The 25480-nt window shown below is 50.1% G+C and carries 19 protein-coding genes and 1 pseudogene; 14 read left to right on the forward strand and 6 right to left on the reverse strand.

Translation table 11 applies throughout. The annotated features are described in order from the left end of the window. Positions 1-95 precede the first annotated feature (95 nt). On the forward strand, positions 96-980 hold the full coding sequence (locus ACFVTB_RS01100) for an SDR family oxidoreductase (protein ID WP_387743873.1): 885 nt from the start codon (positions 96-98) through the stop codon (positions 978-980). Positions 981-987: 7 nt separating this feature from the next. Here the strand turns inward: ACFVTB_RS01100 and ACFVTB_RS01105 are convergent, their stop codons facing one another. After that, complete coding sequence (locus tag ACFVTB_RS01105; RefSeq protein WP_387743876.1) at positions 988-1593, reverse strand: hypothetical protein; 606 nt, start codon at positions 1591-1593, stop codon at positions 988-990. A 181-nt stretch (positions 1594-1774) separates the two neighbouring features. Between ACFVTB_RS01105 and ACFVTB_RS01110 the strand changes: the two genes are divergently transcribed. From ACFVTB_RS01110 to ACFVTB_RS01160, 11 genes and pseudogenes are all read left to right on the forward strand, one after another. After that, positions 1775-3166: a stalk domain-containing protein gene (locus ACFVTB_RS01110; RefSeq protein ID WP_387743879.1), complete on the forward strand. Its 1392-nt coding sequence runs from the start codon at positions 1775-1777 to the stop codon at positions 3164-3166. A gap of 388 nt (positions 3167-3554) precedes the next feature. Further along, positions 3555-4856: an ArsR family transcriptional regulator gene (locus tag ACFVTB_RS01115; protein ID WP_387743882.1), complete on the forward strand. Its 1302-nt coding sequence runs from the start codon at positions 3555-3557 to the stop codon at positions 4854-4856. A gap of 435 nt (positions 4857-5291) precedes the next feature. Further along, positions 5292-5990 carry a type 1 glutamine amidotransferase gene (locus ACFVTB_RS01120; protein WP_387743885.1) on the forward strand — a complete coding sequence of 233 codons (699 nt, stop codon included), beginning with the start codon at positions 5292-5294 and terminating at the stop codon, positions 5988-5990. A 799-nt stretch (positions 5991-6789) separates the two neighbouring features. Beyond that, positions 6790-8000: pseudogene (locus ACFVTB_RS01125) on the forward strand (ammonium transporter). Positions 8001-8286: 286 nt separating this feature from the next. Beyond that, on the forward strand, positions 8287-10329 hold the full coding sequence (locus ACFVTB_RS01130; RefSeq protein WP_387743888.1) for a sensor histidine kinase: 2043 nt from the start codon (positions 8287-8289) through the stop codon (positions 10327-10329). A 164-nt stretch (positions 10330-10493) separates the two neighbouring features. Further along, complete coding sequence (locus tag ACFVTB_RS01135; RefSeq protein ID WP_387743891.1) at positions 10494-12083, forward strand: response regulator; 1590 nt, start codon at positions 10494-10496, stop codon at positions 12081-12083. Between the two features lie 107 nt (positions 12084-12190). Next, entirely contained in the window at positions 12191-13489 is a 1299-nt protein-coding gene (locus tag ACFVTB_RS01140; RefSeq protein WP_387743894.1) for an ABC transporter substrate-binding protein, read from the forward strand. Between the two features lie 84 nt (positions 13490-13573). Then, a complete protein-coding gene (locus tag ACFVTB_RS01145) occupies positions 13574-14458 on the forward strand; it encodes a carbohydrate ABC transporter permease (RefSeq protein ID WP_387743897.1) in 885 nt (294 codons plus the stop codon). After that, positions 14455-15297, forward strand: a complete 843-nt coding sequence (locus ACFVTB_RS01150; protein ID WP_387743901.1) for a carbohydrate ABC transporter permease — start codon at positions 14455-14457, stop codon at positions 15295-15297. The genes ACFVTB_RS01145 and ACFVTB_RS01150 overlap by 4 nt, the downstream gene beginning before the upstream one ends. Positions 15298-15312: 15 nt before the next feature. After that, positions 15313-17649: a glycoside hydrolase family 31 protein gene (locus ACFVTB_RS01155; RefSeq protein ID WP_387743904.1), complete on the forward strand. Its 2337-nt coding sequence runs from the start codon at positions 15313-15315 to the stop codon at positions 17647-17649. Positions 17650-17865: 216 nt separating this feature from the next. After that, positions 17866-18399 carry a hypothetical protein gene (locus ACFVTB_RS01160; RefSeq protein WP_387743907.1) on the forward strand — a complete coding sequence of 178 codons (534 nt, stop codon included), beginning with the start codon at positions 17866-17868 and terminating at the stop codon, positions 18397-18399. A gap of 405 nt (positions 18400-18804) precedes the next feature. On the opposite strand, the gene ACFVTB_RS01165 is transcribed toward ACFVTB_RS01160, so the two are convergent. Together ACFVTB_RS01165 and ACFVTB_RS01170 are read right to left on the reverse strand one after the other, a co-directional pair. Further along, positions 18805-19806 (reverse strand): inorganic phosphate transporter, encoded by a 1002-nt coding sequence (locus tag ACFVTB_RS01165; protein ID WP_387743909.1) that lies wholly within the window; start codon positions 19804-19806, stop codon positions 18805-18807. A 289-nt stretch (positions 19807-20095) separates the two neighbouring features. Further along, positions 20096-20830, reverse strand: a complete 735-nt coding sequence (locus tag ACFVTB_RS01170) for an N-acetylmuramoyl-L-alanine amidase family protein (protein ID WP_387743912.1) — start codon at positions 20828-20830, stop codon at positions 20096-20098. A gap of 444 nt (positions 20831-21274) precedes the next feature. Between ACFVTB_RS01170 and ACFVTB_RS01175 the strand changes: the two genes are divergently transcribed. Together ACFVTB_RS01175 and ACFVTB_RS01180 are read left to right on the forward strand one after the other, a co-directional pair. After that, positions 21275-21787, forward strand: coding sequence for an acyl-CoA thioesterase (locus ACFVTB_RS01175; RefSeq protein WP_387743915.1), 513 nt, complete (start codon positions 21275-21277; stop codon positions 21785-21787). A 405-nt stretch (positions 21788-22192) separates the two neighbouring features. After that, positions 22193-22888: a hypothetical protein gene (locus tag ACFVTB_RS01180; RefSeq protein WP_387743918.1), complete on the forward strand. Its 696-nt coding sequence runs from the start codon at positions 22193-22195 to the stop codon at positions 22886-22888. A 70-nt stretch (positions 22889-22958) separates the two neighbouring features. On the opposite strand, the gene ACFVTB_RS01185 is transcribed toward ACFVTB_RS01180, so the two are convergent. From ACFVTB_RS01185 to ACFVTB_RS01195, 3 genes are all read right to left on the reverse strand, one after another. Next, the gene (locus ACFVTB_RS01185; RefSeq protein WP_387743921.1) at positions 22959-23459 is read right to left on the reverse strand and encodes a C40 family peptidase; all 501 of its coding nucleotides are present in this window, start codon (positions 23457-23459) and stop codon (positions 22959-22961) included. Between the two features lie 375 nt (positions 23460-23834). After that, positions 23835-24374, reverse strand: a complete 540-nt coding sequence (locus ACFVTB_RS01190) for an NADPH-dependent FMN reductase (RefSeq protein WP_387743924.1) — start codon at positions 24372-24374, stop codon at positions 23835-23837. 316 nt (positions 24375-24690) lie between these two features. Then, entirely contained in the window at positions 24691-25458 is a 768-nt protein-coding gene (locus ACFVTB_RS01195; RefSeq protein WP_387743927.1) for a DeoR/GlpR family DNA-binding transcription regulator, read from the reverse strand. Positions 25459-25480 lie beyond the last annotated feature (22 nt).

Below are 25480 nucleotides of genomic sequence, written 5' to 3' on the forward strand. Positions count from 1 at the left end.
ATTTTATCAAATAATGATGACAGCAGTTGTCATCTTTAAGGAATTACAATAATGAAGCAAATACAGTAAATCCATAACGGGAAGAGGAATGGGACATGCAGCCATTAAAGGGAAAAGTAGCGGTCGTCGCAGGCGCGACTCGCGGAGCGGGAAGGGCAATCGCCGTCTCACTGGGAGAAGCGGGAGCTACAGTCTATTGCACGGGACGAAGCATAAGAGGGAGCCGATCGGATTTGAATCGTCCGGAAACGATCGAAGAGACAGCGGAACGGGTAACTGCGGCTGGAGGGATTGGTATTGCGGTCCAAGTCGACCATACCATTGAATCGCAGGTGAGAAGTTTGTTCGAGCAAGTAGGAAGGGAGCAGGACGGCCGGATCGATGTGCTCGTTAATGATATATGGGGAAGTGAGAAGCTGATTGATTGGGAAAAGCCGTTCTGGGAGCATTCGTTAGCCAACGGCATGCTGGCGCAGGATCGGGCGGTGCGAACGCATATGTACAACAGCTACTATGCAGCCCCTTTGATGATTGCCCGCATAAGCGGGCTGATCATCGAGGTGACCGACGGTACCGATTACCGGTATCGAGGCAATCTTTATTACAGTCTGGCTAAAATATCGGCGATCCATCTAGCGGCGGCAGCGGCAGTTGACTTAAAGCCGTACGACGTAACTGCTCTTGCCGTCACGCCAGGATTTTTGCGCTCCGAGGAGATGCTTGAATATTACGGCGTCACCGAGCAAAATTGGCGAGATGCAGTGACGGGCGAAAAACCGCACGCCGAGCACTTCAGCGAGTCCGAAACGCCATATCTGCTGGGCAAAGGCATTGTTGCGTTGGCTGCGGACCCGAACGTCGCCGATAAATCCGGTCAAACGTTGGCCAGCTGGGATTTGTCGGTCGAATACGGTTACACCGATATCGACGGACGTTCTCCTCATTGGGGCAATTACGCGAAAAAAATAGGTTTTCTATAAGGCGGGGTTATACCTCGCCTTCTTGTTCATTCAAGTATCGAGACGTAGACGAGTAGAGCTGATCCGCTACCAGATTGCCATCATGGTCGAACGCCCGGATGACCGCGTTGTCGATCGTATAGATATCCCATACGAACAAGGCATAACGATCTTCTACTTCCTGCCATTGATAGACATCTGGATTGCTTTTTACATCATCAAATGTCAGAACATACGGCTCGGTCGGGTTTAACGGCTCGATGTGGTTGCCGACCGCCACATAACGAATGGGCGAAACATCGGCTGTTTTAACGGCTAAAATAAAGTTTTGCTGCTTGTTGGCAAAGCCGCCCGAACCGAAAGGCATTCCTTCCTCCACACTATGTCCGTTGGACCCGCCTCCGTATTGATAAAGAAAGCGGAATTTCACCCTCATATCGGTTACGCCGAAAGTACCGTTCTTGTTATGCTCGTAGAGCACCGCCGTCTCCGCATCGTTCATCGGAGCGGTTTTGACGATGGAAGCGTCATGAGGAATCGCCTTTTCCATTGTAAAGTGCAATCCGTTTACGAATAGCAGCCCGAATAAAAGGAAAATAAATAGCGCCGACAGTGTGATGTAATGAGTTTTCATTTCCATATACCTCCTTTTAAAAGGTTACTGTGACTATATCATTTTTTCTTAGTTGAATCCAACGCTGCTACAGAATCGTCATTATTTTACTCCGCCAAAATGGACGGTCTCGCATAACTTTCTCGTCTTCTCGTTCGTCTATAGTGTTTGACTAGGAAACGGGAAAGGAAGGGGCAGAAGCATGAATACGCGCATGACTAGTAGCAAAAAAGGGGTTTCAGGCATCTTGGCTATTCTCGTTCTTTGCCTGTTATGGCAAGGGGCAGTTACTGCATCAGCTGTGGCGGCGGAATCCAGCGTCGTAATTGGCGACCGGGCGCTTGAACTGGCTATTAAAGAGACACTGGGCAAATCGGAAGGCGACAGTTTAAAGATAACCGATATGGAAAGTTTAACGGAATTGCAGCTTGCTGGGCGGCATATTAAAAAGCTCGATGGTCTGGAGAGTGCGAAAAATATAACTCGTCTCGATCTGTCCGGAAACGAACTGACTGAACTCAAACCGCTGTCGGACTTAACTCAGCTACGCGAGCTGGACATCACCAATAACCAAATCGTGTCTCTAGAGTCGCTTTCGGCAATGACGGAGCTGGAGAGCTTCCGTTTTTCCCACAACCGAGTGACGTCGTTGGAGGCGTTATCGGGGCTGAGCGGGCTTCAAGCCATTACGGCTTCGAACAATGCGCTGAAGTCGCTTGAACCGCTTGGGAAGCTGACGGAGCTGCAAAAAATCGATGTGAGCTACAATCAAATACATGATCTGTCTCCATTGAAAAAGTTGAATCGTCTCGACTCGCTGTCTATTTCGGGAAACCGCGTTTCCGATCTGTCGGCGATCGCAGGAACAGCCAGCTTGAACGCGCTTTGGGCGAGCCAAAACCAGATTCAAAACTTGAAGCCATTAAAGAATCTGAAGGGTCTGCGATATCTTGAGCTTTCTTCTAATGCGGTGTATGATCTAGAGCCTTTGAGGCAGTTGACGGCATTGGAAAAATTGCGGCTTAACGATAATCGCGTCTGGAATTTGGAACCGATTCAAAATCATCGGTTCGTGATCGACTATGATACGGGAAGAATCGATTACGGTCTGGAGCTGAACGGCAATTACTTGGACCTTGCTGCCGGGACGAAGACAGCTGACATCTTCAAGAAGCTGCAGGCGGACGGCTATGGCCCTTCAATGGGGCAAACGATACGACTCGCGATTGGGAGCAAGGCTGCCAGCACGGGAGAGGGTAAGAGCTTTCAGTTGGGCGCGGCACCATTCGTTAGAGACGGAAGGACGTATGTGCCGGTGCGGTTCGTTTCGGAGAAGCTTGGCGCCAAGGTGAACTGGAACGGAGCGAAAAAAGAAGTGAACATTCAAAAAGGCACGACGACAATCCGTTTGAACGTCGACAGCGGCAGCGCACTTGTTAACGGCAGCGTAGTCAAGCTTGATGCACCGATGCGGCAGGTCGGCGGCAGTACGTTCGTGCCGGTCCGTTTCGTCTCCGAGCGCCTTGACTCTCCGGTTGAGTACATCAGTCAAGGACGGAAGGTTATTATTTTCGTGGAGCCAGAGAAAAAATAGATGATGCTATGAGGCGGTAATTGGTGTGTACTGTGCGGTCATCGTGCTACGTCTTGATGCAATCGCGCACGGCTCCTTCGGAGCCATAGCGTGAGAGGGGAGAGGCGCTCGAGAAAGAGGGGCGGCGATTATGAGCAGTAGTATGCGGTCGTGCGGCGTTGGTCGCATGATGAGGGGTCCTATAGAAGCAGGGTTGCGCTGTCCCTGAAAGTGTCTTGTGATGAACGTACGGCTAAGCATGCTATGGTTCGAAGTTACGAACCATAGCATGCTTTTTTAATATCTGGTCAAAGTGAATGGCCAGAGACTTGTAACGACCAGTGCGTTTCTTTATACTTTTAACTAACTTAAGAGGGTCGGCGATGCCGATAGGAGGAGGGAATGCTGCTTGAAGATCAAGCTGGGTTACGTCGGCGTTGAAGATACAATGGAGTTCGTGACCGCTATCATCTCGCAATATGCCGAATTCGAATGCATTCCTTTCACGCACGAACGATTTGAGGAGATCGGTCCGCTAGTTTCCAGGCATGCCGATGAAGTCGATATGTGGCTGTTTTCGGGTCCGCTGCCGTACCGAGCCGCGAAAGAGCAAACGCCGCACGTACAAGAGCCGATGTTTTACATATCATACAGCGGAACTGGGTTGTATCGGACGCTTTGTCAGCTATTCTATCGGGAGCGAGTCGACATTGATCGGCTTAGCTTCGATATGTACACCGATGAGGAGCTGGCGAAGGTGGCGGATGAGCTTCAGCTATCGGGCAGCCGCTTGCACGGTAAAGCATTTGAGGGTTCGTATCAGGAGTTAATCGACTATCACGTCCGAATGAGAAATGAGGGCAAAACGGATTATGCTGTTACTTGCGTCTGGTATGTGCAGGACAAGTTGAAGTCGCTAGGGGTACCGGTTTTGCGGGTCGTGCCGACTGAATCCTCCGTACAGGCAGCATTAACGGAAGCTTCCCGGACAGGCGAAACGCTTCGTTATATGGATGCACAAATCGCGGTTCAACTGATCGAAACTGATCCGTACGCGGGCATTATGAAAGATACGTACGGATCGGATGAGCTGTACAGGATGGAATTGGCCGTTAGCGAATCGTTGATGGATTACTCCAGACATGTCCATGGGTCCATGAAAATCGTTTCTCCAGGCAGATATGCTATTTTTACGACACGCGGCATTTTGAAGGCGGCGACGCAGAACTTTACGCAAATTCCCGCTTACCCTGAGCTTGACGGGATGGGAGCAGAGCTGACATGCGGAATCGGCATCGGACAAACCGCCTATGAAGCCGAGCTGATGGCCGGCCGCGCTCTGCTCCAGACGCGCCATTACGGTAAAGGCACTTGGATGGTCGTCTTCGACGACAAAAGTGTGCACGGACCGCTCGGGCGGGAAGAACGGCTTTCCTTTACCTATTCCTCCGAAGGTCTGCAGGAAACGAGCGAGCGGACGGGGCTTAGTACGATAACATTGGCGAAGATCGAAGCGGTCATAAGCAAGCTGAAGACGGACGTTATCCATTCCAATCAATTGGCGCAGCAAATGATGATTATGCCGCGCAGCGCAAGACGAATATTGATTCAGCTGGAAACGAGCGGTTACGCCGAAGTGATCGGCGAGGAGACGGTCGGCACAAGAGGCAGGCCGTTGAAGTTATATCGGATTTCATTGAGACGGGCTTAGGAGCCCGTCTTTTTTTTGTGCACCGCGCTCTCCTCCCGGCGCATGGTTCCATCGCGACACGCGGTGATTGGCGGTGATTGATCGGGATCGTTGGGGGATCGTTGGGTGAAACTAGCTCTTCTTCGTGAATGTTTAGGGGATTTATTGAGGAGAAAATTTTATTGTTAGGTTTGTTGACATCGCTAAGTTTTTTTATTAATATACGGTTATGACCTTTAATCAGCCGTAAATAGGAATCATAATACGATTGATCGACGTTTTGTTATGGAATACAACACGCTCAAACGACCTCATGCTGCGAAATAACACACGCTGGGAGTTGGAGCTGGGTTGAATGGGGTGCGAAAGTCAGAAACATTTATGGTGCGGTAGATATGGCTGTCTGTAGCGAGTTGTTTGAACTAGATGTAGTTATGTGGAGAGGAGAGGATCACGGTGAACATTATCGCTTTCAAACATTTTTCATTCGATGACGAGAGTGCCATTACTGCCTGGGCGGTACGACAAGGACACACGCTGTACGTGTTGACTCCTTCTGACTTGGAAAGCTATCCGAACAGTGATGCATTCGATATGCTTGTTATTTTAGGCGGGCCGATGAGCGTGTATGAAGAAGAGCGCTATCCGTGGCTCGTTGAGGAGAAGCGATTTGTTAGACGGTGCATTGACGAAGGGAAGCCGGTGCTGGGAATTTGCCTTGGTGCGCAAATGCTGTCCGACGTGCTGGGGGGAACGGTCTATCGCAATGATAGAAAAGAAATCGGCTGGCACGAGATTAACCGAACGGCCGACCGCCATCCAAGTCTCGAGAATCTGCCTGAAACGTTCGTCAGCTATCAGTGGCACGGCGATACGTTTACGCTTCCGGAAGGAGCGACCAGGCTCGCTTACTCGGAAGCTTGCGGCATTCAGGCGTTTGCGTACGGCGACAACGTATTGGCCTTGCAGTTTCATCTAGAAACGACGCCAGCTTGTATCGACGAGATGCTCAACACGTGGTCGTCGGAAATCGTCGACGCACCGTTCATCCAGCATCCGTCCGCAATTGTCGCGCAGGCGGACAGAAGCAAGACGTCACATGCGATGCTGTGCGGCATCCTCGAACGGCTCGCCACCACGGTAGGCGCCGTTTGATCGGAGCCGGAGGGAAGCGGACTTGGCAGTAGATTTAGCAGACTAGTGTGATGCGGGTGCAGGGAGAGTTGGGCTGATCTAAGCCAAGCTGGCCGGAAGTCGCTGCGAGGCGATGTTGGGGAGTGCTACAGGATGGAATGTTTGTAGAGGAGTGAGTGCAGCGCTGCATTGGTGCTCCGTAAGCTGGAAAACCGCCTTACGGATGCAAAACCGGCCACTTCGGTGCTCTGTAAGGCGGAAAACCGTCTTACAGACGCAAAAATAGTCGCATCGATGCTCCGTAAGGCGGAAAACCGTCTTACAGACGTAAAACCGGCCGCGTCGAGCCTCCGTAAGGCGGAAAAGCGTCCTACAGGGGCAAAACAGTCGCATCGGGCCTACGTAAACCGGAAAAACGTCTTACAGATGCAAAAAACAGCCGCAGTTGGTGTTCTGTAAGACTCCAAAGAGCCTTACAGAAGAGAAATTGCCGCTTTTGGAGCACTGTAAGATTCCAAAGAGCCTTACAGAAGAGAAATTGCCGCTTTTGGAGCTCTGTAAGACTCCAAAGAGCCTTACGGAAGAGAAATTGCCGCTTTTGGAGCTCTGTAAGACTCCAAAGAGCCTTACGGACGTGAAAGCGACGCATTCGGGGCTCTGTAAGACTCCAAAGAGCCTTACAGGCGTGATAGTATTGGCTAGCAACAAGCAGCCTCCAAAAAATAGAGATAGACAGCTAGAAGACGGAGAGGGGAAACATCAGATGGAGATCGGCATTAACAGTATGTGGACGATGCTTGGCGCTATATTGGTTTTATTCATGCAGTGCGGTTTTATACTGCTCGAGGCAGGCTCGACTCGAATGAAGAACGCGGGCCATATCGCGGGCAAAACCATCTTCACGGTCGGAATCGTATCGGTCGTTTTCTGGGCCGTCGGCTATGCCTTTATTTTTGGCGGAGAAGGCGGACCGCTTCTTGGATGGGGCGACTATTTCGGTTTTAACGTTATGGGCGTATCGGAAGGCGATGCGGTGGCGCCAACGGTCATGTTCATTTTCCAGTTGTCATTTGCGGCTATTTCGATGTCCGTTGCATGGGGCGGTTTTGCGGAAAGAGCCAAGCTTTCGGTTTATCTCATTTCGCGGTCTTGTTTTCTGCCATCGTTTATCCTGTTATCGCACACTGGATTTGGGGCGGCGGATGGCTGGCCGAGCACGGCAAGCAAGATTTCGCTGGTTCGACCGTCGTTCATTTGACCGGCGCTATGGCGGCGCTTGCAGCAACGATTCTCTTAAAACCGCGTATTGGCAAATACAACAAAAACGGTACGGCGAACGATATGCCCGGCCATAACCAAGTGTTTACGACGCTAGGTGTCATGATTTTATGGATTGGCTGGTTCGGCTTTAACGCAGGCAGCACGTTGACTGCGGATGACGGCAGCTTCTTCGGCTTCGTCGCTATTAATACGCAACTAGGTGCGGCAGGCGGGGCTATCGCAGCTCTAATCATAAGTTGGCTGCTGCTCGGAAAGTCAGATATCGGAGCGATGCTGAACGGGGCACTTGCCGGACTTGTGGCAATTACAGCTTCGTGTGCGTTTGTAGAATCTTGGGCAGCAATCGTGATTGGACTCATCGCAGGCGTCGTTGTCGTTCTGAGCATGCGTTTCTTCGAGAAAATGCGTATCGACGATCCGATTTGCGCTTTGTCAGCTCACGGGGCTGCCGGTATATGGGGCACGCTGTCCAATGGACTTTTTGCGACGCCTGAATTAGCCGAAAAAGTTGGCGTAGGCAACGCCGGACTGTTCTATGGCGGCGGCTGGGGCCAACTCGGTATCCAAGCGCTTGGTATCGTTGCTTGTGGCGCTTTCGCTTTCGCGGTATCATACGCGATTCTGTACGTCTTGAAGAAAATGATTGGCCTTCGTGTAACGGAGGAGCAAGAAATTGTCGGTCTTGATCTTAGCGAGCATGGCTCTTACGGCTACCCGGAGCAAATGAGAGAATTGCAGAATAGAGGGTAAAATGTCATATGAAAAATGAGGCGTCCTTGCGAGGGGATGCCTCATTTTTTTGTTTATAAGACTGGCCGCAAAACCAGGCTGCAGAAAATAGCGGCAGTCGCACATCATAAGTAGTAAGGGCAGCAGGGCGAGCCTTATTACTCGCAATACAAATACTCAAACTAGATTACTGTCATTAATTTTTAATGCCGATAAATAAAATGATTCTACCGGCGGGCCGGGAATGTGTTATAGTAATGCCCAGATTCCACTAGATCAAACAAGAGAACAGGGAGGCCTCCTTGCGATGAAATGGCGATTCAGCTACCGGAACAAACTCATCGTATCGTTTATGGCTGTCAGCTTGCTACCGGTCATTGTTGTGCAATTGTTTTCCTACTATGTCTCCACAGACGCGATGAAACGAAAGACCGATGTACTGGTACAGGCCAACCTCATCCAAACATCTAAAAACTTGGATACATCGCTGCGTGCATACGAGGATATTTTGTTCCAAATTATTACGAACGACGATGTCGTCGGGCTGCTGGGCGAAATCAACCAGCCGACCGAAAATGTAGAGCTGAGCAAGCGCAAGCTAATTAATATGCTCGCCTCGTATTCCTATGCGAATGACGGCATACGCAGCGTCGCTATTTTTACGAAAAACGGCGTGCAGATCAGTTATGACCGGCAGACAGGATCTCCCTACAATAACCTATGGACAAATGTACCCGATGTGACGCGTTTGCCGGTGTACGAATCGGCGGCGGCCAATCGTACAGGCAGCATCATGACGGTACCCGAAAAAATGAACTCGATCCGAGCGGAGGAACAATACGGCTTCCATCTGGCCCGGAAATTGACAGACTACAACAAGCTCAGTCTGGACAGCATCGGCGTTGCTGTAATTACCGTATACGAGTCGGTGCTTGCGCAAGCGGTCAATCTCGAGGAGCCCCAGTCCGGCGGAGCCGGGCAAGCCAGCCAGATCGACAACCGGAACTTGCTTACGGATCACGACGGAATAATCATTTCGTCTGCAGATAAAAGCTACATCGGAAAGCGAGTTTCCGATGCGCTCAGCGCATCGACGATAAGCAATAGTTATGTGAACGCGGAGAGCGGTTGGACCATTTACAATCTGATCGATGAGAATAAGCTATTCAGCGAGATGTACGGCATGCAGCGACTGACGCTGACCGTTGCGATAGCAGCTGTTCTTTTATCGACCTTACTTATCTTTTATTTCTCAGCACGTTTGTCGGCGTCGATCCGAAAAATCGTCAAGGCGATGAGGAGTGCCAGCCTAGGTTCGCTGACTGTTCATGTCGAGGAGCAGTCCAAGGACGAAATCGCCGCCATCGCTTTCAACTTCAATAAGATGATGAATACGATCAACGAGCTGATGAACGAAGTGAAAGAGACGAGCGAAAAGCGAAAAGAAGCGGAAATTCGAGCGTTGGAAGCGCAAATCAATCCGCATTTTTTATACAATTCGTTGGATTCGATCAATTGGCTCGCTATCGAAAAGGACGAGCATCAAATTAGCCAAATGTTGAAAGGGCTTGCACAAATTTTGCGGTATAGCATCAAGGACAGCAACAAGCTCGTCACCGTCAAAGAAGAGCTGGAATGGATGGATCGTTATATCTATTTGCAGCAGTACAGGTTCCGTTCATCCTTTTCCTGCACGCTTGAGCTGGATGAGCGAACACACAACTATTTAGTGCCAAAGCTGATTCTTCAACCCTTTATTGAAAACGCCATCATTCATGGTTTCGAAGGCATTAAGCAAGGGGGAGAGCTGCATATCGGCGTTTCGATTGCGTCAGAGGGATCACTGATCTGGACCATTCGAGACAACGGCGTCGGCATGGATATAGCAACGCTGGCAGCCATAACAGACGACCCTTCCGTACATGGAGGCAGGACTACGGCCCATCTGCCTGAAACCGCCAGTACAAGCAAACACGAAGTGTTCGGGCATTCCAGCGCAAACACATCTGAACAGCAAGTTTCAGCAGACAAATGGATGGCCGATAAGCTCAAGCAGCCCGGCAAAATCACGATTAATGAGCTCCGTTCATCCGGAGAAATCGCTGCAGCCGACGGATTCATGTCATACAACAGCATGGAAACAGAGCATTCTGCTAGATCGGCAGCAAAGGCGGCTAAGACTTCCAAGCGGTCCGATAATACGGGCATCGGCGTGAGCAACGCTATAGGGCGGCTTCGTATGTACTACGGCGACCAGGCTGAATGTGTCATTACAAGCCGGATTGGAGAAGGAACAATAGTAACGATCAAAATGCCGATCCAAGAACATGAAGAAGAAGATAAAGAATGAACTGCATTCGATTCACAAGGTATCTGATTCATGAGGCATGAGATTTACAAGATATTTAAGGCTCATAGGCCAGAGATACATCAATAAGCGATTCTTAAGGCGTGAGGTTCACTGCCTAAGAGATTCATGAAGCTTGAAATTCAAGAATGGGAGGATGACACAGGATGAGAATCGTCGTAATTGAAGACGAAGACAATACCCGATACGGAATTATGAATCTGATCGGTAAAATAGGGACGCCTTATGAAGTAGTAGGAGACGCCGATAATGGAGAAGACGGTCTTGCGCTCATTGAGCGCCTGCGGCCGGACCTTGTCATCACCGATATTAAAATGCCCCAGTTCAGCGGCATCGAAATGCTGGAATCGCTTAAGCGGAAAGGCCATCGTCATCAAACGGTCATTCTAACCGGTTTCTCCCAATACGAATACGCCAAAAAAGCGTTCGGGCTTGGAGTTCTGGCTTTTCTCGAAAAGCCGATTACGGCGGCTGATTTAAAAGAAACGCTGGAAAAAGCGGACGAGGAGCTGAAGCTTCAGCAAATGGCTGGACTGCCGCGTGGTGACGCGGCCGGAAGACTGGAGCACTACCTGCAGCAGGCGCTCTCCAACGATCGGCTGGATCTTAGCCTGATCGCGCCTCTCGCCGAGCAGGCGGCAGGCTTGCGGGCGGACCGGCCGCATTGGGTCGTATCCGCGTATGTCGGCGCCGCATTCGAGGATCAATCCGCGTCACTAAAAGCTGCAATGGAATCGGCGTTGGCTCAAACCGGCCGCTATTCCGTCTTTGCTGTGCCGTTCGACCGTTCGGTCGTCGCGTTATTCGATCCATTTGATCCAATCGATCTAAACGAAATAAACGAAAACGGAGAAGTGCGGTCTGGCGATCGTTCGGCCGTCGGTATCAGTCTAGAACAAGCGATCCGGCAGGCATTTCCGCAAGCAGGGATCGTCGAAACGCGGATCGACGGTCTACAAGAGTTATGCATTACGTACCGAAAGCAGCGGACGGAACGTAAGTGGCTCATCCCGTTGAACGAAAGCAGCGGCGTCCTGCAAGCAGATATTCCAGCGGCTCGACAATCCGAGGCGCTGCCGTTTCCGCAGGCGCTTGAAAACAAAATACTCGCCGCGGTACAGGATAGAAAGCTGAGCGAGATCGACTCCATGATCAAGGAATGGGAGCTCCTGTGCTTTGAAGGCCGCCACGATCCACGGCATATCATCGACGGCTCCGTTCGGTTGGTGTCTTCTTTATTGCGCGCAATCGGAGAAACATACGGCGACGAACCGGTATTCCGCTACCAGACAGAGTGGCTGGAGCCAATATTAACCGCGCAAACGCGTTCAGAGTTGAACGATGCGTTTGCTCGCATCGCACATGACGCTGCCTCTCTAGATAAGACGATTCCGCAAGCGCCCGCTTACAGTTACGTCGTGCAGAGAGCGGTGAGGCTCATTCATAACCGTTACGGTGAAGGCATATCGCTGGACGAAATCGCCACTTCGTTGAACATTACGCCGGAATACTTAAGCGGACTGTTCGCGAAGGAGGTTGGCAGCAATTTTTCGGCTTACATGAAGCAAATTCGGGTCGGAGAGGCGAAGCGGCTGCTGCTGACGACTGGTCTGAAAATGTTCGAAATTGCGAAAACAGTCGGCTATCCCGACCCGAAATATTTTTCACGCGTGTTCAAGGAAGTGACGGGGTTGTCTCCAGCTGAGTATCAAAAGGTGCATCCGGGAAAAGCGTAAATCGTCTTAACATCGTCCACCTTTATTAAAATATTAGAATTTTAACAGCGCTTACATTGCCCTACACTTAGGGTGTCGACAAATAATATCGCTTAGGGGGAAACAAGGTGAGACGTTCAAGTTTAATGCTGCTCAGCTTTATACTCATCATTATGCTAGCGCTTACGGCTTGCGGTTCGAGCAACAACGGCAAGGGCAACGGTAACGGAGACGCTAATAGCAAACCGGCTGAAGGCACAAGCGCGACCGACAATTCGGGCGGCGACGCAGCGGTGAAAAAGAAGCTGACGCTTTGGTTTTATTTCGAAGGCAAATCGCAGTTCGACATCGTCAAATCGCTGACGGACGGCTTTACGCAAAAAAATCCGAACATCGAAGTCGAGCCCGTCTACATTCCGTTCGCGGATTTCAAAAAACGGCTTTCCGTCGGCCTTGCGGCTTCGGACCTGCCGGACATCGTCATTATCGACAATCCGGACCATGCCGCTTACGCCGCTATGGGATTGTTCGCAGACATCACGGATCAACTGAAGGACTGGCCGGATAAAGACCAATACTTCGACGGTCCATGGAAATCGGCTTCCTACGATGGCAAGCAATACGGTATTCCGCTTGGAAGCAACAACCTTGCGTTGTACTACAACGAAAAAATGCTGTCGGACGCAGGCGTGCAGCCTCCGCAAACGTGGGATGAGCTTCGCGCGGCAGCTAAAGCGCTGACGAAAGGCAATGTGAAAGGTCTTGGCATTTCGGCTCCGCAAAACGAAGAAGGCACATTCCAATTCCTGCCTTGGCTGCTGTCCACCGGCGCAACATTTGATCATGTCGCTGGCGACGGAGCGAGAGCTTACGGCGTGCTGGCTGATCTGATCAAAGACGGTTCAATGAGCAAAGAAGTGATCAACTGGACGCAGTCCGACGTGATGAAGCAATTTGCATCCGGCAACCTCGCGATGATGATTAACGGTCCGTGGCAAATTCCGGATTTGACGAAATCAGCTCCCGATATGAAGTTCGGCGTCGCTTTCGTACCGAAAGACAAACAATTCGCATCCGTTCTTGGCGGCGAGAACCTCGGCGTTATCGACGGTGACAACGTCAAAGAAGCAATCGAATTTATCAAGTATGTCGCAACGCCTGATGTGACGAAGAAGTTCTCTCAAGATTTCGGCTATTTCCCAGCTAGAAGAGACGTCGCAAGCGATCCATACTGGTCAGAGAATCCACAGCTCAAAGTGTTTGCGGAAAATATGGAAAACGCGCAGCCGCGCGGTCCGCATCCGAAATGGCCGGAAATTTCCAGCGCCATTATCGAAGGACTCAGCAAATCGCTGACGCTCGGCACATCGCCGGAAAAAGCGGCCGAAGAGGCGCAGGCGAAGATTGACGGCATTTTAGCTAAGTAAAACGCAACTCATCAAGGGAAGGGTGGAGTACGGGGCGAGCAAAAAGCATCCGGTACTCCACTTTTTTTGAAAGGACGTGCACCCATGTCGCGAGCGAAGGGACGCCTCGCCGGTTATTTATTCGTACTGCCGGCGCTGCTTTATATGCTTGTTTTTGTAGGGTATCCGATTATCGACAATATTCGTTTAAGTTTGCTTGATGTCAATGTCATGAACATATCGAAGGGCCATCAGCCATTCGTCGGACTAGACAACTACGTCTTGCTATTCAAAGAAGGCACGCTGCAAAAGGTGCTCGTTAATACGCTCGTATTCACAATTGCTTGCCTCGTACTGCAATTTATCGTCGGCCTCGCGTTCGCGCTGCTGTTCAACCTGCAATTCCGGTTTTCTCAGCGGCTACGCGGCTTCGTAATGATCAGCTGGCTGCTGCCCGCTACCATTACGGCGATGATGTTCAAATTCATGTTCAGCAATGGAGGCATCGTCAATGATTTTCTGATGCGCCTTCATCTGACTAGCAGCCCGGTCGAATGGCTTGTCACTTCCGGAACGGCGATGTTAACCGTCGTCTTGGCCAATACATGGGTCGGCATTCCGTTCAACATGATTTTGCTGACGACCGGCTTGACGACGATACCGAAGGACATTTACGAAAGCGCCTCGATTGACGGGGCCAACACGTTGCAACGTTTCTTCAAGATCACGCTGCCGCAGCTGAAGCCGGCCATCATGTCGCTGCTCGTGCTCGGTTTTATTTATACGTTCAAAGTCTTCGATCTGGTGCTTATCGTGACGAACGGGGGACCGGTCAATGCGACGCAGATGATGTCCACATTCGCTTACAAGCTCAGCTTCGATCAATTTAAGTACAGCCAAGGCTCAGCCGTTTCCAACGTCATGTTCGTCCTTCTGCTCATTGTCGGCATCATTTACTTGAGACTGCTTAAGAAGGAGGAACAGCTATGAGGACGCTTCGAAAACATTCGCGCTGGCTGCTGCCGCTCGTCTCTATCGTCATTGTCGCCATCTTTTTATTTCCGCTCTACTGGCTCATAGTTACCTCGTTTAAAACTGAGGCGGAAATTTTCCGGACGCCGTTAACCTGGTTCCCTCAGGAGTGGCAATTCAAATCGTACACGGAGCAGTTGACCGGCTCCTCCTTCGATATTATCGCGGGCTTCCGCAACAGCTTGTATATTTCAATCGGCGCGTTAGCCATTTCGACCGTTTTGTCGATTCCGGCCGCGTACGGGATTGCCCGTTTCCGCTTCCCGGGACGCCATTCGTTCATTCTCATTTTTCTCGTTACGCAAATGCTTCCAGCATCGCTGCTGTTGACCCCGCTGTTCATTCTGTTTAAAACGATGGGGCTGATCGGGCCAAGCTACTGGAGCACGATTTTGGCAAACGCTACAGCTGGCATTCCTTTTTCAGTCGTCTTCTTAAGAACGTACTTTGCGACGCTGCCGAAGGAGCTGGAAGAATCGGCTAAAATCGACGGGTGCAACACATTCACCACTTTCACCCGCATTATGCTGCCGATTGCGATCCCAGGCGTTGTCGTCGCTATCGTCTTCTCGTTCTTGTTCGCATGGGGCGATCTGATCTACGGCATGACGTTTATCGGCAAGGAATCGTTGCGACCGATTACGGCGGGCATTTACAACTTTCTGGGCTTCCAGAGCACGTCTTGGAACAATACGATGGCTTTCGGCACGGTCAGCATGCTGCCGGTCGCGTTATTATTCATCTTCGTACAGCGTTATATCGTCAGCGGTTTGACGAACGGCGCGGTGAAAGGATAGGGGATATCGATGGAAATGAAATCAACGGCATTGAATCAGCCGATCAACATGAGCGCCGATTTCGAAGAAACGGCCGATCAATACTTTTTCGCTTCGCATCTCGTATCGATCGATTCCGAGCAAGCGTCGGGCAAAGTACAGTGGAAGCGATACACGCGCAAGCCGCGGTTAAGCTTCAACCAAATCGACTACCCGTTTGCCGAGACCCCTTCATGGGAATTTCCCGAAGAGTATGAGGATTCGCCGGTAACCGGCTTCGAGCTCAGCTTCGTTGATGAGAGAACGATTAGGCTGAGAATCCGTACGCGGCCGGGATCTGGCGGCAGTTTCAAATCATCCGAACCGTCGCTCATGTTAAGTGAGAGCTATACGGAGAATCCTGGCAGCTGGACAAGGATCAGTGGCGCGGAAACCGATGAAATTGTGTTCGCCAGCGCGGAGGGGTCTGTCGTGATTCGGCGCGACCCGTGGAAAATCATTGTACGCGACGTATCTGGCCGTGTACTGACTGAGACGAGACATTTCAGTGATGTATCCAGTCTGTTGAACGCGAACGGCTTGCCTTTCTCATTTAAACGGAGCTCGGCGGACATGAGCAATCGCCTTGCGGCTAGCTTTATGCTTCGTCCTAACGAGAAGCTGTACGGCACTGGCGAATCTTTTACCCGGTTAAACAAACGGGGACAGCGCGTTGATTTGTTTACGACAGATGCGCTTAGCGCGCAAACGAACAAAATGTATAAGCCGATTCCGTTCTTCTTGAGCAGCGAAGGATACGGGATGTTCATTCATACGTCTACGCCGCTGACGCTTGACTTCGGCGCAACGTATGACGATACGCAAACGATGTATACCGGAGAAGAGGAGCTGGACTTATTCCTGTTTATCGGGTCGCCGAAGGAAGTGCTGTCGAGTTATACAAATGTGACGGGCAGAAGCCCGCTGCCGCCGCTCTGGTCATTCGGCCTCTGGATGAGCCGCATTACGTACAGCTCGGAGACCGAGGTAAGAGAAGTTGCCGCTAAGCTGCAGCAGCTCGACATCCCGTGCGATGTCATCCATCTCGATACGGGCTGGTTCGAGACGGATTGGCGCTGCAATTACCGGTTTTCAGCGGAACGGTTCGACGATTCGGCTAAGATGCTATCCGATTTGAAGGAGCAAGGCTACCGCGTATCGCTTTGGCAATTGCCGTATTTCACGCCGAACAATTCGTTGTACGATGAAATTTTGGAAAAAGGGCTCGCCATCAAAACGACAGACGGCAGATTGCCGACCGAGGACGCTATTTTGGACTTCAGTAATCCCGAAGCCGTAAGATGGTATCAAGAGCATTTGGCCTCGCTGCTGAAGCTCGGCGTTGGGGCCATTAAGGTCGACTTTGGCGAAGCGGCTCCGCTGCAAGGCATGTACGCCTCCGGCCGAAGCGGTTTTCACGAGCATAATTTGTATCCGCTGCGCTATAATCAGGCGGCTGCAGAAGCAACGAAAGCGGTCAGCGGCGAATCCATCATTTGGGCGCGGAGCGCATGGGCAGGCAGCCAGCGTTACCCGATTCATTGGGGCGGCGACGCGGAAAATACGAACAGCGCAATGGCGGCCAGCTTGCGCGCCGGCCTCTCGCTCGGCTTAAGCGGCTTCTCCTTCTGGAGCCATGACATTGGCGGCTTCGTTCATAGCAGCCCAGAGGAGTTGTACGAGAGATGGCTGCCGTTCGGCATGCTAACCTCGCATAGCCGCTGCCATGGCGCGCCGCCGACGGAACCATGGGCGTACAGCGAAGCATTCGTGGAATCTTTCCGTAAAAGCGCGAATTTGAAATATGAGCTGATGCCTTACGTATACACCCAAGCGAAGCTATGCTCCGATCAAGGATTGCCGATGCTTCGGCCGTTGTTCCTCGAGTTTCCGGAGGATGAAGGCAGCTGGCTGGTCGAGGATCAATATCTGTTTGGCGCTGACTTGCTTGTCGCGCCGCTGTTCGAGGACGGCATGACAGAACGGTCCGTTTATTTACCGCCTGGCGTCTGGATCGACTATCAGTCTGGCGAGCGCTACGAAGGGGGCTGGCGGCGAATCACGGCCGGTGAGCTTCCGATTGTGCTGCTTGTCCGCGCAGGCGCAGTCATCCCGCATGCGAAGACAGCGCTATCGACTGAATTCCAGGACTGGAGCGAGCTGCAATTTGTTGTTTACGACGCGATAACCGAAACTGTGGCAGATGCAAGTGCCGCTGCAGCGGAGGGTAATCAGTACAAGACAAAGCTATTCGATCCGAGGGATCAAATCTTGTACGAGGTGAGCGTCACTAAGCAGGGAGAGAAGAGAGACCAGAAAAAGCTGGAAGGCTGATTGACGGAACTCATTAGTATTGCCGTTTGGCAATCGAATAGGCTACTATAGAAGTAACAGCGAAGCGGCACAAGATGGAATTTCCAATCTTGTGCCGCTTTTTTTTGCTTCTATGCTCAAGTAATTGACTCGAAAAGAGAGAATAGTGCTCACACTTGAAGCATGCGCTAATTTAAATTTTGAGCCGGTATCTACATACACAGGAAGGAGCATTTTATGATGGCATCCATGCTGGCTTATGTAATGATATTCGCTTATATCGCGATTCCGCTGTCCATACTCGTACTGATTCGTGCGATTCGGATAAAAGCGGGGAGGCGTTGGATTCGCGGCAGCTCGCTGCTGCTTGCCGTTCTTACCGTCTATGCAATGGTTTATTATTGGCCGACGACGGTTCGTGTTTCACCTGTTGCAGGGGACGCAGTCATCATCGACGACAATTTCAACCGTGTATCGGTTTTGGAAGACGATCTGAAAGAGGAATGGGCTGAGTTTATAGGCGGGCGTCGTTACGTCCGCAGCGTCTCCCGTACACTGTACTACCCGCCGCCTGCGCAATCGGGCCTGCACTTTAATGTGAACGTTATGAGCAAAAGCAAGCCTCATTTTTCAACGATTTACTTCCGAAAGGATAAAGGCAAATATACGCGGCTGGTCGCAGACGGGCAGGGGTACTCCATCCGAGACTCCGCCGGATTCGTCAATGATGTAAAAGCGTTAGCCGCCAAGTCGCTCCCAGAGATGAAGTAAGCTAATTATAGCGATAAAGTTAAAGTCGGAAATCCCATTCGACCTGTACTACACCTTGCTTATTATCTACGGCATAGAAAGCAAAAGGCAGGAGGATGCTTGAAATAAATGCTGCAAAGACGTTATTTTTCCTTATTCCAGTCGAATCAGCGGAAATATATGCAATCAGGCAGTTATTGACCGCATCATAATCGTAAATAGCTTGAGATTACTTGAAATAACTGCCTCAAAGCATTTATTCCTCCTTTTCCCAGTCAAAACCGCAAAAATAAATGCAAAAAAGCAGTTACTGCGCAAAAAAGATCCCGCCTCACTTTAAAAAGTGAACGGGATCTTTTTCTCTCTATATCAGGGAGCTCCTCAAACCGTGCCAAGCTTAGGGTCGGCTCCTTTGGCGCGTTGTTACTATAAGAAGAACCATTCAATCAGTTTGAAAATAAGAGCGGCCAATCCCATGGCAATCGGTATTGTAATAATCCATGAGATGACGATTCGTCCGGCCATGCTCCATTTGACATTGGCAAACCGTTTGGCGCTGCCGACGCCGAGAATGGAAGAGGTAATTACATGGGTTGTGCTGACCGGGAAGTGGATAAGCGTCGCTCCGAAAATAACGATCGCAGAGCCGATATCGGCTGCGAAGCCGTTGATTGGTTCAATTTTAAAAATTTTCGTTCCCATCGTCTTAATAATCTTCCAGCCGCCAACCGATGTGCCGAGCGTCATAGCGGTAGCCGCCGACAATTTAACCCATAGCGGGATGTCCAGATTTTCCTGTACGCCGCCTGCGACAAGCGCGAAGGTGATAATTCCCATCGCTTTTTGCGCGTCGTTCGTGCCGTGCGTGAACGATTGAATCGCTGCGGTTAATATTTGGCTTGTGCGGAAGCCTCTGTTCAACTGATGGGGATTGCCGCGGGCAAATATTTTTTTCAGCGACCACATTAGCAAAAAGCCGAATGCGAATGCAATCAGCGGAGAAAAAATCAATCCTTTGACGATCCCGGTAAAACCTCCGCCATTGATTGCGCCGAGTCCTTCGGCTGCTATAACCGCTCCCACCAACCCGCCGATTAAAGCGTGAGAAGAGGAGGACGGTATGCCGAACCACCAAGTAACCAAATTCCATATAATGGCGCTTAACAAGGCAGCTATGACGATTTGCTCGCCGTTTGCCAGCTTGGACGGATCGGCTATGCTGCCGCCGATCGTTTTAGCCACTCCGGTGAAGCTGATGGCGCCAAGAAAGTTCATACAGGACGCCATAATAATGGCGACCCGAGGCTTGAGCGCTCGGGTCGATACCGATGTGGCAATGACATTGGCCGTGTCGTGGAAGCCGTTGATGAAGTCGAAGCTTAAAGCGAGAAAGACGACGGCTGTCATAATGAGAAAGGTTGTGTCCATGAGCTGCATAATTCCCCTATTCTTTGCTGTACTAATAAAAATTATTACAGCGTAGTATGGCGAACTCGATTTCTTTCGTTGTGTTCGATTGAAAGGGGGCTGCCTTTATTTATCATAACTCCAATAGCTGCACCTTACAAATGCAAATGAATTAACCTCATGTATAATTAATGCAGTAAAATAAGATGCCAATAACCGGAAACTACACAACTAGCTGTTCTAGCCGCAAAAAAAGCCGTCCGCATTCCGCGGTCCGGCTTCTTCAAATCGCAGATATTATCAGCACATGCTATAACTCCTCAGGAGTATTATGTGTCCACGTATTCAAATACTCGTTCACACCGGCGACAATCGCCTTGGCGACGCGTTCCTGGAATTCGTCGCTCCACATTTCCGTCTCATTGCCCGGATTCGTCATATATCCGAGCTCCAGCAGAACGGAAGGCATGGTCGTTTCCCGAATGAGGAAGTAATTTTGTTTTTTAACGCCGCGATCCGTAAAGCCGGTAGCTTCAGTTACATGTTTGTGCATGATTTCTGCGAACGGAAGCGATTCTTTATGATAATAGTAAGATTCCGTGCCTGCAGCATCAGATGACTCATACGTATTGCCGTGAATGGAAATAAATAAGTCCGCGGACATATCGTTGGCGAAGTTCGGCCTGAAATGACTTTCCGTCGAAAGAAACACATCATCATCCCTGGTCATAAACACTTGAAACCTTGGGTCCTGTTCCAGCAGCTCGGCCAGTATTAAGGATTGACGAAGCGTAAAATTTTTCTCAAACATTCCGCTTGCACCTGTCGATCCGGGGTCTTTGCCGCCATGACCTGGATCAATGACGATCGTGTAAAGATTGTCCGCACCGCCGTACGACTCCGTCGTGACTGTTGCGGACTGCTCCGGTGAAGCAGGGATGGCGGAACCATTTTTCTTATCCGTTGATTCGAGACTCGCGCCGCCGCAGGCGGCGACTAGCATCATAAGCATACTTGCCACAATAACCGTCATCTTTCTCCACATGAACGAAAAGCACTCCTCGGCCAGTCAAAATTGGGAAGACACGTTAAAACGTTTAGCAGCCATGATAGAAACACGATTCTATTTGTGTATGAAACCAACATAAACTCTACTTATTTGTATACGATGAATAAAAAATAGATTCTCAAGATATAATCATAGCATTATTTCTAAAATGAGCGCATTATTATTTTTATGGAAGGTAAATTTCCCTATAAAATGATTAGAAACGGACATAAACTCGATATAATGAGATAAGAGAATGAAATACGATACCGAAATAACATTCACATAACATTTATTATGTAAACTGACATTAAATTAGCTGCTAAGGAGGGAGTATGGCAGGACATGGCCAACCAGAAAAAAATGATCTTAGATGTAGACACGGGCATTGACGACGCGATTGCGATTTTATAAGAAGCAATAGAAGGGAGACGTTCTATCATGGAGTACAGATATGCTCGCGAATCGAAATGCTATAAAACGTCTCGCGTATTTCCAACAGACGTGAACAACCACAATACACTGTTCGGCGGAAAGCTGATGGCCTATATCGACGATATCGCTTCCATCGCCGCAACGAAGCATTGCCGCCGTTCCGTCGTAACGGCATCGACCGATTCGGTCGACTTCCTGCACCCAATCCGGCCGTCCGACTCCGTAGGGCTTGAATCATTCGTCACCTGGAGCGGCAGAACGTCCGTCGAAGTATTTGTTAAGGTGGTTAAAGAAGATTTGCTAAGCGGTGAGAGAGTTGTGGCCGCCACTTCGTTTCTCACTTTCGTGGCGTTGGACGAGAATAAGCGTCCCGTACCCGTACCAAACGTCGTTCCGGAGACGGAGGAGGAAGTGAAGCTGTTCGAAACCGCCCCTCATCGTGCGGAAATGCGCCGAATCCGGCGCGAGGAAAGCAAAAAATTCGCCGGTTACCTGACGGTCAAACAGCCGTGGGATTAGCCGAACAAAAAAACTCAAATATTAAAAAAACAAGGCGCAGCATCATTGCTGCGCCTTCATGACGATCATTATCATCGCATAAACACAAATAGACAATGCGGCGCACACGCCGAAGATGATCAAAATCGCTTTGCTTCCTTTCATGAAGCACCAACTTTCCGCATTCTAAGTCCCTTCCTATTATATCGGACTGCACAGACAAAATCCCGTTTCATCCGCACAGTTCACGAAATCGGCGAATTTATAGGAGGTTCGATTCCTACTTTGGAAGCGTTTTTGCCGCAATTCGGCCCTTTTACTTGTATCCTGCATCCAATCCGACCTATAATATAATTTTAAGTACTATAGTAAGCTCCTCTTGTTGCAACGAGATGAAGGTATGACGGCCAGAGAGGGATGAATCGGATGGAAACGGAAGAAATGGTTATGACACAAGAGGACTATGCTTCGGTATCGGAGCTGTTCCGGGCAGCCTATCCGTCTTTTGTGCAGGAAATCGAGAGAGTGGAGAAGGAACGGGGCAAGTTGAACGATTTTCAGCTCATGCGCGCCGTTTCGAACGCTAAGGAAAGCCTAACGATACTGAATTGGGATTATCGCAAAGCGGTGAACGCTATATTCGATACGTATGTCGAATTGTATAAAGAAAATGGAAAAGAAGAAGCCGACAAATGGGCTATCGTCACATTCGGCTGCAGCAGGTTTAATCCGCTTGCCGCACAGTCCTCCTCAGGGCAGGAAGAAGGGCTCGGCGATGCTGGTCAGATCGAGACCGTTCATGCGAGGATCGAGGAGCTGGCGCTGCTGCTGCAAGCAAAAGAAGCGGAATTGATGCTTCTGTACAAAGAGCTAAACCGTCTCCAGTCGTTTACGGCTCGCAGCTCAGGCAAGCCCGTACAAAAACTCGAGACGCCTAAACTGGCTGAAATCGCAGCGAATAAGGTTGATGCGCCGGTTGCGGAAGGAAAGAAGAGGACAAATAATACCGTATCGCATGAATCGGACGACAACCGAGACAACGGCCAAGACACTGAGCTGCATCATGTGGTTATGCATGAAGATCAGAAGCATCATCAAGCCAGCGCGGCCACACCCGAATAAAAGAAAAGGCTGTCCGCCGTCATTATCGAATGACGGCGGACAGCCTTTTGTATTGCTAATCCGTAATATTCTAGAGTACACGGCGAGCCGTTACATAAGTCTTGTCCCACGCGCTGCCTTTAAAGTTGGAAATCGTTACGCCTACGCCCACTTTATACGTATGAAGCAGTTTTCCGTTGCCGAGGTACAGGCTGACGTGGTTTATTTTACCGTCGCGATTCGTATCGGAGAAAATCAAATCGCCGGGCTGCAGGTTCGCTCTCGACACGAACTTGCCGACCTTCGACTGCTGCTCGGAAGAACGAGGCAAACTCACGCCATGCTTTTTAAAAATATATTGAGTGAAAGAAGAGCAGTCGAACGAAGCCGTGCTTCCAGATGGTGCTCCGAATTTGTAAGGCTTGCCGAGGAACGTTTTGCCTGTTGCGATTACGCTGCTTGCTTTCGAGCTCGTCGCAGCATAAGTCGTTTGCGGCTGAGCAACGATCGTTCCGGTAAAGGCAATCGATAGGCTGATGCCGACTCCCGCAATCACTTTTATTAGAGAAAACTTCTTGTTGTTTTTATTCATGATGTATAGCCTCCTAGTCTAGTATGCAATGGTAGAACAGCTTTGCCGAGCCGCTTCCAATGCGCTAAAAACAGAATAACACAGCAAAAATGCCCACTATTTACTAATAGGAGACGAAAAGCCCAATTCTCTTGATTTTTACCGTCATTATTAAAATAAAATGATAAATCATTAATGTTGGCTAGGTTGACAAGATTTGATAATGCAGTGGATGACGTTGCGAATAGAGGAAATAGAGAGGAAAGGAGGCCATATTTATACTTTTGAAGAAACGGGGCGGAGGAGCTGCCTCCAAACCGCAAAAAAAGCCCGAAACGACGCACCGTAGTGCGAAAGCGTTTCGGGCTTATTAATGAGAAAAGGCTCAGAAAGAAATTAACGCAGCGTCTTCAGCGCGCCGCTCCATGCGAGCACTTGATCGAGCATGCCGTTCAAATTCGTCAAATGCAGGTCGGCAGGCTTGAACACCGAGCCGTTCTCGAAATCGGTGAATAGCGAAAGCGCAGGGTGAACGCGTACGTCCGCCACCGAAAGCTCGCCCAAAATACCGCGAAGATGCTCGGCTGCACGCGCTCCGCCTACGGAACCGTAGCTTACGATGCCGGCTGCTTTATTGTTCCAAGCTTCACGAGCGTAATCAAGCGCGTTCTTCAACGCACCGGAGATGCTGTGATTATATTCTTGCACGATAAAGACAAAACCGTCCAAGCTGTTCAGCTTCGTATTCCAAGCGGCAGCTTGCTCCGAAGCGTCGGCTTCGCCAAGCAGCGGAAGCTTGTAGTCCGCGATATCTACGATTTCATAGTTAGCGTCGCCGCGCTGGTCAGCAATGTTTTTTACCCATTCCCCTACTTGCGGGCTCAAACGGCCCTGACGCGTGCTTCCCAAAATAATTCCGATATTCAATTTAGACATCGTTAACTTCCTCCTAATCGGCATTCCTGCCAGTTCATTTGTCGTGAAACCCGAAAACCGCTTAAAATCCATGCTGATACTGCCGGAAACGGATGCTGCACCCGCGTCTTAAAGGCCACTACTTAATAGTAATGCCATGCGGGTGACGTTTTATTCCAGGCGGAGGTCTTAACTCAACTCAAATTCAAGCGTTGCGCAACTATCTTAAATTTGAAACAATTGAAGACAACATCATCATAATCAATGCGGTTATTAATGTCAAGATACTTACATAAAGTTTGTATAAATATTTATTTAAATAGTTGAAAACGACCGCTTATTGCGGCTCTGCCCTCATAAATTCAATCGGCGTTTCGTCAAATAACTCTACCCATTCCGGACGAGTCCCGCTGTCGGTAATCACCGTTGCCGGTGAATCGGAGGGAGCTATCCGAACCAAATCTCTAATCCCCATCTTACTGCTGTCGATTAGAAAAAACACGTCGTCGGCAATGCCAATCATCTGCTTTTTGACAGAAGCATGCGCCTCGTTGGAGTCGCTGAAGCCTCTATCGGGATGCAGGCCGGTGCAGGAGAGGAACGCTTTGCCGACATGATACTCTCGCAAAATTCGTTCCGTCATCGAGCCGTGGAAAGAATGCGATTGTCGCAGCAGCATTCCCCCGACAGATATGACGTTGATGTGATCGCGGGAGCTTAATTCAAATGCCACATGCATCGAGTTCGTCACTACCGTAAGCGGCATGTCCGGAATGAGCTTTGTTAAAAATGAAACTGTCGTGCTGCCATCCAGCGCGATCGTGTCATGCGGTTGAATATGCTGCAGCGCCGCTTGAGCAATCGCTTGTTTTAGCTCAGCGTTCGCATTTTCCCGTTCCAAATGCGGCGTTAGCGATTGGACGTCGAGCAATGGAATGGCGCCGCCGTGCGTCCGCCGAAGCAGACCTTCGTCGCTGAGCGCGTCCAAATCCTTGCGAACCGTCTCGTCCGAAACGTCTAATAACGGCGCCAATTCAGCAACACGGACGCTCCCTTGCTGACGCAGTAAATTCATGATGCGATGCTTTCGTTCTCTATAGGACATGTCGATCTCCTTTTCAATAAAA

It is taken from the genome of Paenibacillus sp. NPDC058071, from assembly GCF_042885235.1.
In the GTDB taxonomy this organism is placed as follows: domain Bacteria; phylum Bacillota; class Bacilli; order Paenibacillales; family Paenibacillaceae; genus Pristimantibacillus.

What these genes read in the sequence shown, in the direction of transcription:
- ACFVTB_RS01145 (WP_387743897.1), top strand. Translation starts at nt 13,574, where the DNA reads ATGTCGCGAGCGAAGGGACGCCTCGCCGGTTATTTATTCGTACTGCCG.
- ACFVTB_RS01100 (WP_387743873.1), top strand. Translation starts at nt 96, where the DNA reads ATGCAGCCATTAAAGGGAAAAGTAGCGGTCGTCGCAGGCGCGACTCGC.
- ACFVTB_RS01130 (WP_387743888.1), top strand. Translation starts at nt 8,287, where the DNA reads ATGAAATGGCGATTCAGCTACCGGAACAAACTCATCGTATCGTTTATG.
- ACFVTB_RS01195 (WP_387743927.1), bottom strand. Translation starts at nt 25,458, where the DNA reads ATGTCCTATAGAGAACGAAAGCATCGCATCATGAATTTACTGCGTCAG.
- ACFVTB_RS01110 (WP_387743879.1), top strand. Translation starts at nt 1,775, where the DNA reads ATGAATACGCGCATGACTAGTAGCAAAAAAGGGGTTTCAGGCATCTTG.
- ACFVTB_RS01160 (WP_387743907.1), top strand. Translation starts at nt 17,866, where the DNA reads ATGATGGCATCCATGCTGGCTTATGTAATGATATTCGCTTATATCGCG.
- ACFVTB_RS01170 (WP_387743912.1), bottom strand. Translation starts at nt 20,830, where the DNA reads ATGTGGAGAAAGATGACGGTTATTGTGGCAAGTATGCTTATGATGCTA.
- ACFVTB_RS01190 (WP_387743924.1), bottom strand. Translation starts at nt 24,374, where the DNA reads ATGTCTAAATTGAATATCGGAATTATTTTGGGAAGCACGCGTCAGGGC.
- ACFVTB_RS01185 (WP_387743921.1), bottom strand. Translation starts at nt 23,459, where the DNA reads ATGAATAAAAACAACAAGAAGTTTTCTCTAATAAAAGTGATTGCGGGA.
- ACFVTB_RS01165 (WP_387743909.1), bottom strand. Translation starts at nt 19,806, where the DNA reads ATGGACACAACCTTTCTCATTATGACAGCCGTCGTCTTTCTCGCTTTA.
- ACFVTB_RS01175 (WP_387743915.1), top strand. Translation starts at nt 21,275, where the DNA reads ATGGAGTACAGATATGCTCGCGAATCGAAATGCTATAAAACGTCTCGC.
- ACFVTB_RS01155 (WP_387743904.1), top strand. Translation starts at nt 15,313, where the DNA reads ATGAAATCAACGGCATTGAATCAGCCGATCAACATGAGCGCCGATTTC.
- ACFVTB_RS01135 (WP_387743891.1), top strand. Translation starts at nt 10,494, where the DNA reads ATGAGAATCGTCGTAATTGAAGACGAAGACAATACCCGATACGGAATT.
- ACFVTB_RS01150 (WP_387743901.1), top strand. Translation starts at nt 14,455, where the DNA reads ATGAGGACGCTTCGAAAACATTCGCGCTGGCTGCTGCCGCTCGTCTCT.
- ACFVTB_RS01180 (WP_387743918.1), top strand. Translation starts at nt 22,193, where the DNA reads ATGGAAACGGAAGAAATGGTTATGACACAAGAGGACTATGCTTCGGTA.
- ACFVTB_RS01105 (WP_387743876.1), bottom strand. Translation starts at nt 1,593, where the DNA reads ATGAAAACTCATTACATCACACTGTCGGCGCTATTTATTTTCCTTTTA.